Raw genomic sequence first — 11,809 nt, 5'->3', positions numbered from 1 at the left:
CTGTGTGTGGTCCGGCGGTGTGCTGTTCGCGCAAAGGCTACCGGCCGATCGTCTGTGATCGGTTCGCGGCCACAGGCTGATACAGGACCGGTACCGTACGCTCCGACCCGGCCGGGATCGGTGACGCGGATCACGTCACCGTGGCCGTCCGTCATCTCCGGCTCATCCCTGCGTCTTGAGGACCGCTTCCATGACGGCCTTCGCGACGGGGGCGGCGAGGCCGCCGCCGCTGATGTCCTCGCGGTCCGCCTCGCTGTCCTCGATGACGACGGCGACGGCGACGGGCGAGGTGCCGTCCGGGTTCTCGGCGTAGGAGATGAACCAGGCGTACGGGCGCTTCTTGTTGCCCTCGCCGTGCTGGGCGGTGCCGGTCTTGCCGCCGACCTTCACGTTGTTGATCTTCGCCTTGGTGCCGGTGCCCTTATCGACGACGTTGACCATCATCTCCTGCACCTTCTGCGCGTTGGCGGCGGAGAGGGGCCGGCTCATCTCCTGCGCCGAGTGCTTCTCGATGATGTCGAGGTTCGGCGAGGTGACGTGGTCCACCATGTACGGCTTCATCAGCTTGCCGTCGTTGGCGATCGCGGCGGTGACCATGGCCATCTGCAGCGGGGTGGCGGCGGTGTTGAACTGCCCGATGGAGCTCTGGGCGTTGCCGTCCTTGCCCATCTTCTTGTCGTAGACGCTGGCGAAGGCGCGGACCGGAATGTCGATCTTGTCGTTGTTGAAGCCGAACTTCTCGGCGGTCTCCACCATCTTGTCGCGGGTGACCTTGTCGCCGAGGTTCGCGAAGACGGAGTTGCAGGAGACGCGCAGGGCCTCGTTGAGGCTCGCCTCCTTGCAGCCGCTGGCGTGGTTGACCATCTCGGTCTTGGTGCCGGGCAGGAAGTACGGGTCCGGGGTGTCCGTCGGGTCGTTGATCTCCTTGACCACGCCGTGTTCGAGGGCGGCGGCCGCGGTGACCACCTTGAAGGTGGAGCCCGGCGGGTAGGTCTCGCGCAGGGCGCGGTTGACGAGGTTCTTGTCCTCGCTGTCCTTGAGCTCGACCCAGGCCTTCTCGTCGTCCTTGGAGTTGCCGGCGAAGCGGGAGGGGTCGTACGAGGGGGTGGAGACGAGGGCGAGGACGGCGCCGGTGCGCGGGTCGATCGCGGCGGCGGCCCCCTTGTTGTTGCCGAGCGCCTTGAAGGCGGCCTTCTGGGCCTCGGGGTTGAGCGTGGTGACGACGTTGCCGCCCTGCTTCTTCTCCCCGGTGAACATGCCGATGGTGCGGTCGAAGAACAGCCGGTCGTCGTTGCCGGTGAGGATGCCGTCCTCGAGCGATTCGAGCTGGGTGGAGCCGAAGGCCTGCGAGGCGTAGCCGGTGACGGGGGCCCACAGGGGGCCGTCCGTGTAGGTCCGCTTGAACTTGTAGTCGCTGCCGTCGGTGACCGCGGAGCCGGTGATGGGCTGGCCCGCCACGATGATGTTGCCGCGCTCGGTGGCGTACTGGGCGATCTGGACCCGGCGGTTCTCCTTGCGGGTGCTGAGGTCCTCGGCCTGGACGTACTGGATCCAGTTGGTCCGGATCAGCAGGGCGAGGACGAGCAGCCCGCAGAACAGCGAGATGCGGCGCAGGGGCTTGTTCATGACGGGCGGACCACCTGGGTCATCTCGGCGTCGGGGGACGGGGCGGGAGCCGGGGCAGGTCGGCGTGCGGTGTCGCTGATCCGGATGAGTACGGCGATGAGGATCCAGTTCGCGAGGACGGAGGAGCCGCCGGACGCGAGGAAGGGCATCGTCATGCCGGTGAGGGGGATGAGGCCCATGACCCCGCCGGCGACGACGAAGATCTGCAGGGCGAAGGCGCCGGACAGGCCGATGGCGAAGAGCTTGCCGAAGGGGTCGCGGGCGGCGAGCGCGGTGCGGACGCCCCGCTCGATGATGAGCCCGTAGATCAGCAGGAAGGCCATCACGCCCGTGAGGCCCAGTTCCTCGCCGACGGTGGAGAAGATGAAGTCGGAGTTGGCGGCGAAGCCGATGAGGTCGGAATTGCCCTGTCCCCAGCCCGCGCCGAGGACCCCGCCCGAGCCGAAGCTCATGATCGACTGGGCGATCTGCTCGCAGGCACCGGCGTCGGCGCCGTTCCGCTGCCAGCAGCCGAAGGGATCGAGCCAGGCGCTGACGCGGGCCCCGACGTGGCTGGAGAAGGAGGCGACCACGACAGCGCCGCCGACCGACATCAGCAGGCCGATGACGATCCAGCTGGTCCGCTCGGTGGCCACGTACAGCATGATCACGAACATGCCGAAGAACAGCAGCGAGGAACCGAGGTCGTTCTCGAAGATCAGGATGAGCAGGCTCATCGCCCAGATCACCAGGATCGGGCCGAGGTCGCGGCCGCGCGGCAGGTAGAGGCCCATGAACCGGCGGGAGGCCAGGGCCAGGGCGTCGCGCTTGACCATCAGGTAGCCGGCGAAGAACACCGCGAGGACGATCTTCGCGAACTCACCGGGCTGGATGGAGAATCCGGCGACGCGGATCCAGATCTTGGCGCCGAAGACGTCCGCGCCGAGGCCGGGGACGAGCGGCAGGAGGAGCAGCACCAAGGCCGCGACCATCGAGATGTAGGTGAACCGCTGCAGGACGCGGTGGTCCTTGAGCACCAGCAGGACGCCCGCGAAGAGGGCGATGGCCAGCGCCGTGTAGAGCATCTGGTTGGGCGCGGAGGGGGAGAACGCGCCGTACGAGCGCTTGGCGAGGTTCTGCAGCCGATCGGACTGGTCGAGCCGCCAGATCAGCACCAGGCCGAGCCCGTTGAGCAGGGTCGCCAGCGGCAGCAGCAGCGGGTCGGCGTACTTGGCGTACCGGCGTACGACGAGGTGCGCGACCCCGGCGAGGGCGCCGAGGCCGAGGCCGTAGAGCACCATGCCGGGCGGCAGGCTGCCGTTGATCGCGAGGCCCACGTTGGCGTAGGCGAAGATCGGGATGACCACGGCGAAGCCGAGCAGCATCAGCTCGGTGTTCCGCCGGCTCGGCAGCTCGATGGCGCCGATGGTGGTCGTGTTGGTGACAACGCTCATGGTGTGGCAGGCCCCCTGCGCCCGCGGGTGTCTACTGCTTTCCGCACAGGCTGACCACTTGCTGCTCCGCGGGAGTCAGAGTGGAGCCGGGTGTCTGGTTCTGCGCCTCGGCGGCCCGGCGTTCCTCGTCCTTCTTGCAGGCCGAGACCTGGACGCCGAGGTCGTCGAGCTTCTCGCGGGCACCGTCGAGGCTGCCCTCGCTGATGGTGGCCTCGACCTGCTTGAGCTTGAAGGGCGGGAGGTACTTCAGTTCGATGTCGGGGCGGTCGGTATGCACCTTGGAGAGCTCCAAAGGCCCGAGCTTCTGGCTGATGCCGCGGAAGAGCGCGACGTGCTCGCCCTTGACGCCCACGTAGTACTGGGTCTGGGTCCAGCGCCAGCCCGCGTAGAGGCCGCCGCCGACGACGCCGGCGACCAGGAGCAGGGTCAGGGTGCGGGTGGCCCACTTGCGCCCTTTGCCGCGGTGCCTGCGGGGGTGGTCGTACGTGTCCTCGTACTCGGCGTCGCCGTCGTAGGCCTCGGCTTCGCCGAAGCTGCCGTACGCGCCGCCGCCCTGGCCCTGGTCGGAGTAGCCGTAGCCGTTCGCCTCGCCGCTGCCGGGGGGCCCGAAGGCGCCGGCGGGCGGGCCGGCCTGGCGGCCGAGGCCCGAGGCGCGGCCGGCCGGGGTCTGCATGGCGTTGCCGCCGTCGAAGAGCTGGTGCTGGTTCTCGGCGACCGCGCCGACGACAACCGGGGTGTCGCTGACCTGGGCGGCGAGGGTGTCCCCGCTGTCGGTGTCGAGGACGTCGGCGACGATGCAGGTGATGTTGTCGGGTCCGCCGCCGCGCAGGGCGAGCTGGATCAGCGACTGCACCGTCTCGCGGGGGCCGTGGTAGTCGGCGAGGGTCTCTTCGAGGGTCTGGTGGGAGACCACGCCGGAGAGCCCGTCGGAGCAGATGAGGTAGCGGTCGCCGGCGCGGACCTCGCGGATGGAGAGGTCGGGCTCGACGATGTCGCCGCTGCCGAGCGCCCGCATGAGCAGGGAGCGCTGCGGGTGCGTGGTGGCTTCCTCCTCGGTGATCCGGCCCTCGTCGACGAGGCGCTGCACCCAGGTGTGGTCCTGCGTGATCTGGGTGAGGACGCCGTCGCGCAGCAGGTAGGCCCGGGAGTCCCCGACGTGGACGAGGCCGAGGCGCTGGCCGGTCCACAGGAGGGCGGTCAGGGTGGTGCCCATGCCCTCGAGCTGGGGGTCCTCCTCGACCATCACGCGCAACTGGTCGTTGGCGCGCTGCACGGCCGTGGCGAGGGAGGTGAGGATGTCGGAGCCCGGGACGTCGTCGTCGAGCTGCACCAGGGTGGAGATCACCTCGGAGCTCGCGACCTCGCCGGCCGCCTGGCCTCCCATGCCGTCGGCGATCGCGAGGAGACGGGGCCCGGCGTAGCCGGAGTCCTCGTTGCCCTCGCGGATCATGCCCTTGTGCGATCCGGCGGCGAACCGCAGGGACAGACTCATGCGCACCTCGCCGGTCGGCTCCGGGTACAACCGGTCTCGAGCCACACTGCCCACCCTCCGGTCGGGAGCGCGCGCGGGTCCGTGTCCTCGGTGGGACGGATCACCGCCGCGTGCTCGCTCCGCTCGCTCATTCTCGTACTACTTCCGCAGCTCGATGACGGTCTTGCCGATGCGGATCGGGGCGCCCGGCGGAATGGGCGTCGGGGTGGTCAGGCGGGTCCGGTCGAGATACGTGCCGTTGGTGGACCCGAGATCCTCGACGATCCACTGGCCGTCCCGGTCCGGGTAGATCCTGGCATGGCGGCTGGACGCGTAGTCGTCGTCCAGCACGATCGTGGAGTCGTGGGCGCGGCCCAGGGTGATCGTCTGGCCGGCGAGGGCCACCGTGGTCCCCGTGAGGGTGCCCTCGGACACGACGAGTTTGGTGGGCGCACCGCGGCGCTGGCGCTGCTGCGGAGGCGCGGCCTGCCGGCCCGCCTGCTGCTGCGGCGCGGTGCCCGCGCCGCCGCGGCGGGAGCCGCGCTGCGTGACTCTCGTTCCGAAGAGGTCGCTGCGGATGACCTGGACGGCCACGATGACGAACAGCCACAGAACGGCTAGGAAACCCAGCCGCATGACCGTCAGGGTCAGCTCTGACATTGCCCCCGCTTCACCCTTCGGCTTGCCGGTAAATGATGGTCGTGCTGCCCACGACGATCCGCGAGCCGTCGCGGAGCGTAGCGCGGGTGGTGTGCTGCCCGTCCACCACGATGCCGTTGGTGGACCCGAGATCCTGGATCGTCGAGGGCGTTCCGGTCCGGATCTCACAGTGCCGGCGCGATACGCCGGGGTCGTCGATCCGCACGTCGGCTTCGGTGCTTCGGCCGAGTACGAGCGTGGGGCGCGAGATCTGGTGGCGGGTGCCGTTGATCTCGATCCAGTGGCGCCGCGCGGCGCCGGAGGCCGGTACGGGTGCGGCCGGGCCGGCTCCGCCCGCGGGCCGCCGGGCGGCGGGTCCCCCGGGCGGCGGGGCGCTCGGCATGGGCGGGGCGGCGACCGGGGGGTAGCCGTAGCCGCCCTGGCCCGCCGGACCGCCCTGCGGCCGGCCCTGGGGCGGCTGCGGCTGGGAGGTGCTGGCGGCGAGGGTGCGGCTGCGGACCCGGTAGAGCCCGGTGTCGAGGTCGTCGGCCTTCTCCAGCTGGACCTTGATGGGGCCCATGAAGCTGTAGCGCTGCTGCTTGGCGTAGTCGCGGACGAGGCCCGCGAGCTCGTCGCCGAGCTGCCCGGAGTAGGGGCTCAGGCGCTCGTAGTCGCCGGTGCTGAGCTCGACGATGAAGTCGTTGGGCACGACCGTCCGCTCGCGGTTCCAGATGGTGGCGTTGTTGTCGCACTCCCGCTGGAGGGCTCCGGCGATCTCCACCGGCTGGACCTCGGACTTGAAGACCTTGGCGAAGGTGCCGTTCACCAGACCTTCGAGTCGCTGCTCGAACCGCTTCAGAACTCCCATGGGGCACCTCCTCCGTCGTTGTCGCCCTGTACTGCTTACTGATCGTATCCACGCGTGGCGGATTCGGGTGGTTCCCCATCGGTCCTGTGAGGACGAGTGTTGGTCCTCACAGGGATCGTAGGGGGGCCGTAGGGACAGTGTCCCGCACCGGGAGCGGAGTGCGGGAGGGGCCGTCCGCGGCGGCGGCCCGGGGTGCGGGGAAAGCGATGTGATTCCACCCCCTCCGACGTGTTAATGTTTCGACGTCGCCAGGGGAACGGCCCGAAAGGGAAGAACCACTGGGACGCTGCTCGGGCGAGTGGCGGAACGGCAGACGCGCTGGCTTCAGGTGCCAGTGTCCTTCGGGACGTGGGGGTTCAAATCCCCCCTCGCCCACATCGACGAAACGGTCGTCATCGCGAAAGCGGTGGCGGCCGTTTCGTGTTGTGCGCTCCTAGGTGTCCTCGGTGTCTTCGGTGTGTCCCGGGATCAACTGGCCTGCCCGGTACGGGCCGTTCCGTCCGCGGCGGCCAAGAAGTGATCCAGGACACGTTGTTGCGCCGGTCTTCCGACTTTCGTCGCGCGGGGCGCGACGAAAGAGAGCGGCCGGCGGTGCGCCGGGGTGTCTAGGGTCGGCCGGGTGGATGCGAAGGCGATGACGCGTGCGGGCTGGGACCGGCTGAGGGGGCCGGAGCCCTGGACCCGGCGGATGCTCTTGGGCGACCTCGCGATCGCCGCGGTGCCGGCGCTGCTCGGCCTGGGCATCGAGGAGCTCGACAACGGTTCCGGGTGGCGGATGGCCGCGAGCGCCGCGGCCGTGGTGTTGCTCACCCTGCTGCGGCGCAGGCTGCCCGCGGCGACGCTGGTCGTGGGTTCGGCGGTGACGGTGTTCCTGCCGGGCTCGTTCCTGGTCACGACCGTGCTGGGCTGGTCGGCGGGGCGCCGGATCGTCGGGGTGGGGCGGGCGGGGGCCGCCTTCACGCTGGCGTTCGTCGCCGCGGTCGGCCTCAGCGTGTGGCACGAGTGGGAGCAGATGCAGCCCCTGCTGATGGTCGTCTTCTCCACCCTGATGTTCCTGGCGACGACCGTGACGCCCGGTCTGGCCAGCCGGTACTGGTCGCAGCGCCGCACGCTGCTGAGCGCGCTCCAGGAGCGCAACGGGCAGTTGATGCGCGAGCGGGCGATGGTCGCCGGGCAGGCGAGGCTGCGCGAGCGGCAGCGGATCGCCCAGGACATGCACGACAGCCTCGGCCACCAGCTGGCGCTGATCTCGGTGCACACCGGTGCGCTGGAGGTGGACCCGAAGCTCACCGAGCGGCAGCGCGAGGCGGTGGGGGTGCTGCGGCAGGCCTCGGTGGCGGCGATGCACGAGCTGCGCGAGGTGGTCGGGATCCTGCGGGACGGGGTCGAGGCGCCGGTCCCGGTGGAGGAGCCGGCGCAGCCGGCCGGGCGCGGGGTGGCCGGGATCGCCGGGGTGGTGGAGGCGGCGCGGGGCGCGGGGACCGACGTACGGCTGTCCGTCTCGGGTCGGCCGCGGCCGCTGGTCGCGGCCTGCGACCACGCGGCGTACCGGATCGTGCAGGAGGCCCTGACGAACGCGTACAAGCACGCGCCCGGGGCGCCGATCACCCTGGAACTGCGCTACGAGGACGACTCGCTGGTGGTGGAGATCGCCAACGGCCCGGCGGCCGGTCCGGGGGCCGGTGAGGTCGTGTCGGGCGGGCAGGGGCTGACGGGGCTGCGCGAGCGGGCGCGGCTGGTCGGCGGGATGGTGCACGCGGGCGCGACGGAGGGCGGCGGCTTCCGGGTGGCGGGGGTGCTGCCGTACGGGGCGGAGCCGGCCGGGGCGGCGGCCGTGGCCGACGACTTCGGGCAGCAGGCCCAGGCGCGGGGGCTGCGGGGTGCGCCGCCGATGGACTGGAGCGTGGTGGACCGCGAGCTGGCCGTGCCGCGGCGCGGCCCGGTCGGCGGGCTGGCGCTGGGCTGCGGCATCGCCTTCGCGGCGGTGGTGCTGCTGGTGATCGTGCTCGGGGCGGGGATGCTGCTGGTGGTGGGCTCGCTGGGCGATTCGATGCTGGACCGGGAGGGGTACGACGCGGTGCGGGTGGGAGAGTCGGAGCAGGCCGTACGGGACCGGCTGCCGAGCGGCGAGAATTTCCTGACGGCCGGTGCGGACCGGAAGGGCCCGCCGCGGCCGGAGGGTTCGGACTGTCTGGCGTTGATGGCGCAGGAGCAGCCGGACTCGCTGGGGTCGGACCTGATCTACCGGTTCTGCTTCAAGGACGGAACGCTCGTGGACAAGCAGGCGTACGAGGTCAAGCAGTAGGAGCACGGGTGACAGCCGAAGTGATCCGCGTGGTGATCGCCGACGACGAGCCGCTGATCCGGGCCGGTATCAGGATGATCCTGACCTCGGCGCCGGACATCGAGGTCGTGGCGGAGGCGGCGAACGGCCGGGAGGCGGTGGACCTGGCTCGCGCGCACGCGCCGGAGGTGGTGCTGCTGGACATCCAGATGCCGGTGATGGACGGGCTGACCGCCCTGGGGGAGCTGGGGCGGGCCGTGCCCCAGGTGCGGGCGCTGATCCTGACCACCTTCGGGGAGAAGGAGAACGTGCTGCGGGCGCTGGGCGAGGGCGGCGCGGGGTTCCTGCTGAAGGACTCGGCGCCGGGCGAGCTGATCGGCGCCGTACGGGCGGCCGCGGCGGGCGACGCGTACCTCTCGCCGGCGGCGACCCGGCACGTGGTCGACCAGCTGGCGTCGGGCAAGGCCGTGGTGCGGGGCGAGCAGGCCCGGCGGCAGGTGGCGGAGCTGAGCGAACGCGAGCGCGGGGTGCTCGCCCTGCTCGGGGAGGGGCTGTCGAACGCGGACGCGGGGCGGCGGCTGCACATGAGCGAGGCGACCGTGAAGACGTACGTGAGCCGGATCCTGGCGAAGCTGGGCTGCGAGAACCGCGTACAGGCGGCCTTGCTGGCCAGGGACGCCGGGCTGTAGATACGGTCAGCGCGTTCGAAGGCGATCGACGTAACGGGTGGGGGCGGCGCGCATGGCGGCGGTAGTGGGGCAGCGGATCCCGGAGGTGGCGGGCTTCGCGCCGCGGGTGGCGGACGGATCGCCCAAGCGGGACGGCAAGGCGCTGCGGCAGCGGGTGCCGCGGGCGGCGCACGCCGCCTTCGAGGCGCCGTCCGGCAGGCCGGACGCGGTGCGGGCGGTGGAGGAGTCCAACGCCGGGCGGGTCGCCGAGCTGGCGCCGATACGCGTGGGGCGGATGGCGGCGAACCCCTTCGCCTTCCTGCGGGGGGCGGCCGGGCTGATGGCCCGCGACCTGTCCGGCGGCCCGGTGACCGGGATCGGCGCGCAGATCTGCGGGGACGCGCACGCGGCGAACTTCGGCCTGTACGGGGACGCACGGGGCCGGCTGGTCATCGACCTGAACGACTTCGACGAGACCGTGTTCGGGCCGTGGGAGTGGGACCTGAAGCGGCTGACGACCTCGCTGGTGCTGGCCGGGCGGGTGTCGGGCGCGGGCGAGGACGCCTCCCGGGCGGCCGCGCTGGACGCGGCGGGCGCCTACCGGCGGACCATGCGGCTGCTGTCCCGGCTGTCCGCCAGTGACGCGTGGAACGCCATCGCCGACGAGGAGCTGGTCTCGCACACCGATGCCCGGGACCTGCTGGGGACCCTGGAGCAGGTGGCGGAGAAGGCCCGCAACAACACCTCCGCGCGGTTCGCCGCGAAGGCGACCGAGACCCGAGCCGACGGCAGCAGGTGCTTCGTGGACGCGCTGCCCGTGCTGCGCCGGGTCGGGGACGGGGAGGCCGCGGCCGTGGCCGCCTCGCTGGGCCCGTACCTGCGGACGCTCCAGGCCGACCGGCTGCCGCTGATGGCCCGGTACGCCATCCACGACGTGGCCTTCCGCGTGGTGGGGACGGGCAGCGTCGGCACCCGTTCGTACGTGGTGCTGCTGCTGGACCACCGGGGCGAGCCGCTGGTGCTCCAGGTAAAGGAGGCGCGGCCCTCGGTGCTGCTGCCGCACCTGCCCGCGCTGGGCTTCGACGCGCCGCCCGAGCAGCACGAGGGGCGCCGGGTGGTGGCCGGGCAGAAGCGGATGCAGGTGGTCTCGGACTTCATGCTGGGCTGGACCACGGTGGAGGGGAGGCCCTTCCAGGTGCGCCAGTTCCGCAACCGCAAGGGCAGTGTGGATCCGGCGGCGCTGACCGCCGAGCAGCTCGACGACTACGGGCGGATGACCGGGGCGCTGCTGGCCCGGGCGCACGCGCACAGCGTCGATCCGCGGCTGCTGGCCGGGTACTGCGGGAAGAACGAGGAGCTGGACGAGGCCATGGCCGCCTTCGCCGTGGCCTACGCGGACCGGACCGAGGCCGACCACGCCGATCTGGTGGCGGCGGTGCGGGCCGGGCGGATCGCGGCGGAGTCCGGGGTCTGAGGCGGCGGGGCCTGCCGGCCCGCGGGGGTGCCCGGGGCGGAGCCTTCCGGCCCGCGCGGGGGTGCCCGGGCCGGTGGGCCGTAGGCTGGCCGGGTGAGCGAGCAGAGCGGACACACGGTTCCCGGCGACGAACGCCCCGAGGCCCGTCTCGAGCGGGCCGTTCGGGCCGCCGAGCAGGCGCTGATCGAGTTCGAGATCGCGGTGGAGACCTTCCGGGTCGAGGTGGAGAACTTCTCCCGCCTGCACCACCAGAAGCTCGGCCCGATGTACACGCGGCTCGACGAGCTCGAGGCGCTGATCGCCGAGGCGAAGGCGGCGCGGACCGGGGACCGGGAGGACCTGCGGCGGGCCGAGGAGGCGCGTGCGCTGGTCATGCCGATGCCCGGGGTGGAGGAGCTGTTCCACGACTGGCTGGACTCGGACGGCATCTCCGACGACGCGGGCGCGATGCTCACCGACCGGCCCGTGCGGCCGCCGGAGCGGGTACGGCCCTCGGAGGAGGTGCGCCGCCTCTACCGCGAGCTGGTCCGCCAGGCCCACCCGGACCTCGCCCAGGACGAGGCCGAGCGCGAGCGCCGCGACGCCTTCATCGCGCGGGTCAACGCCGCGTACGGGCGGGGCGAGGAGCGGCTGCTGCGCGAGCTGGCCGAGGAGTGGGCGGCGGGCCCCGAGCCGGAGCGGGCGGAGCCGGAGGAGAGCGGGGAGCTGTACGCCCGGCTGGAGTGGCTGGCGCGCCGCAAGGAGCTGCTGTCGCTGGTGGCCAAGGAGCTGGAGGACAGTGCCATCGGGTCGATGCTGAGGATGGCTCCCGACGACCCGGACCGGCTGCTGGAGGAGATCGCGGAGCAGCTGCTGGCGCAGGTCGCCGAGCGCGAGGCGGCGCTGGCCGCGGAGCTCGCCGCGGGCTGAGGCGGGCCGGATCGCCGCCCGGCCGGCCGGGGGCGTCGGATAGGTTGGAAGTCGGATCCGTGATGAGAGAAGGCGACACATGAACTTCGGACCGCTTCCCTCGGTGGACGCCGCCGCGGTGCCCTCCGAAGGCTTTGTCCTGGACGTCCGCGAGGACGACGAATGGGCGGCCGGCCACGTCGAGGGCGCTCTGCACATCCCGATGAGCGATTTCGTGGCCCGCTTCGGTGAGCTGACGGAGGCCGTCGAGGACGGCCGCCGGGTGCACGTGATGTGCCGGGTCGGCGGGCGCTCCGCGCAGGTGACCCAGTACCTGGTGCGCCAGGGCGTCGACGCCGTGAACGTCGACGGCGGCATGCAGGCGTGGGACGGTGCCGGGCGCCCGATGGTGACGGACAGCGGGAACCCGGCCTTCGTGCTGTAGCCGTCGCGGCCGA

General features: G+C 71.9%; 10 protein-coding genes and 1 tRNA gene. 6 read left to right on the top strand and 5 right to left on the bottom strand.

Annotated features, from left to right (window positions below; genetic code table 11):
* Nucleotides 1-162: 162 nt before the first annotated feature.
* The 5 genes from BGK67_RS17975 to BGK67_RS17955 form a co-directional block, all read right to left on the bottom strand.
* Nucleotides 163-1,626 carry a peptidoglycan D,D-transpeptidase FtsI family protein gene (locus BGK67_RS17975; RefSeq protein ID WP_069921043.1) on the bottom strand — a complete coding sequence of 488 codons (1,464 nt, stop codon included), beginning with the start codon at nucleotides 1,624-1,626 and terminating at the stop codon, nucleotides 163-165.
* Nucleotides 1,623-3,059, bottom strand: a complete 1,437-nt coding sequence (locus BGK67_RS17970) for an FtsW/RodA/SpoVE family cell cycle protein (RefSeq protein ID WP_069921042.1) — start codon at nucleotides 3,057-3,059, stop codon at nucleotides 1,623-1,625. The genes BGK67_RS17975 and BGK67_RS17970 overlap by 4 nt, the downstream gene beginning before the upstream one ends.
* Before the next feature lie 31 nt (nucleotides 3,060-3,090).
* Nucleotides 3,091-4,551, bottom strand: coding sequence for a PP2C family protein-serine/threonine phosphatase (locus BGK67_RS17965; protein ID WP_208948714.1), 1,461 nt, complete (start codon nucleotides 4,549-4,551; stop codon nucleotides 3,091-3,093).
* A gap of 138 nt (nucleotides 4,552-4,689) precedes the next feature.
* Nucleotides 4,690-5,190, bottom strand: a complete 501-nt coding sequence (locus BGK67_RS17960) for an FHA domain-containing protein FhaB/FipA (protein WP_069921040.1) — start codon at nucleotides 5,188-5,190, stop codon at nucleotides 4,690-4,692.
* Between the two features lie 10 nt (nucleotides 5,191-5,200).
* Nucleotides 5,201-6,037, bottom strand: coding sequence for an FhaA domain-containing protein (locus BGK67_RS17955; protein WP_069921039.1), 837 nt, complete (start codon nucleotides 6,035-6,037; stop codon nucleotides 5,201-5,203).
* A 292-nt stretch (nucleotides 6,038-6,329) separates the two neighbouring features.
* Here BGK67_RS17955 and BGK67_RS17950 point away from each other — a divergent pair.
* The 6 genes from BGK67_RS17950 to BGK67_RS17925 all read left to right on the top strand — a co-directional run bounded on the left by BGK67_RS17950 (nucleotide 6,330) and on the right by BGK67_RS17925 (nucleotide 11,796).
* Nucleotides 6,330-6,412 (top strand) — tRNA-Leu (locus tag BGK67_RS17950).
* Nucleotides 6,413-6,671: 259 nt separating this feature from the next.
* Nucleotides 6,672-8,342: a sensor histidine kinase gene (locus BGK67_RS17945; protein ID WP_069921038.1), complete on the top strand. Its 1,671-nt coding sequence runs from the start codon at nucleotides 6,672-6,674 to the stop codon at nucleotides 8,340-8,342.
* 8 nt (nucleotides 8,343-8,350) lie between these two features.
* Nucleotides 8,351-9,010 carry a response regulator transcription factor gene (locus tag BGK67_RS17940; protein ID WP_069921037.1) on the top strand — a complete coding sequence of 220 codons (660 nt, stop codon included), beginning with the start codon at nucleotides 8,351-8,353 and terminating at the stop codon, nucleotides 9,008-9,010.
* A gap of 52 nt (nucleotides 9,011-9,062) precedes the next feature.
* Nucleotides 9,063-10,463, top strand: a complete 1,401-nt coding sequence (locus BGK67_RS17935) for a DUF2252 domain-containing protein (RefSeq protein WP_069921036.1) — start codon at nucleotides 9,063-9,065, stop codon at nucleotides 10,461-10,463.
* A gap of 93 nt (nucleotides 10,464-10,556) precedes the next feature.
* Complete coding sequence (locus BGK67_RS17930; RefSeq protein WP_069921035.1) at nucleotides 10,557-11,372, top strand: J domain-containing protein; 816 nt, start codon at nucleotides 10,557-10,559, stop codon at nucleotides 11,370-11,372.
* A gap of 79 nt (nucleotides 11,373-11,451) precedes the next feature.
* Nucleotides 11,452-11,796 carry a rhodanese-like domain-containing protein gene (locus BGK67_RS17925; protein WP_069921034.1) on the top strand — a complete coding sequence of 115 codons (345 nt, stop codon included), beginning with the start codon at nucleotides 11,452-11,454 and terminating at the stop codon, nucleotides 11,794-11,796.
* The last annotated feature ends 13 nt before the right edge of the window (nucleotides 11,797-11,809 follow it).

This window comes from Streptomyces subrutilus, assembly GCF_001746425.1.
Taxonomy (GTDB): Bacteria; Actinomycetota; Actinomycetes; order Streptomycetales; family Streptomycetaceae; genus Streptomyces; species Streptomyces subrutilus_A.
Note: the sequence above shows the minus strand (reverse complement) of the source record. Positions and strands in the feature narration are given on the sequence as shown.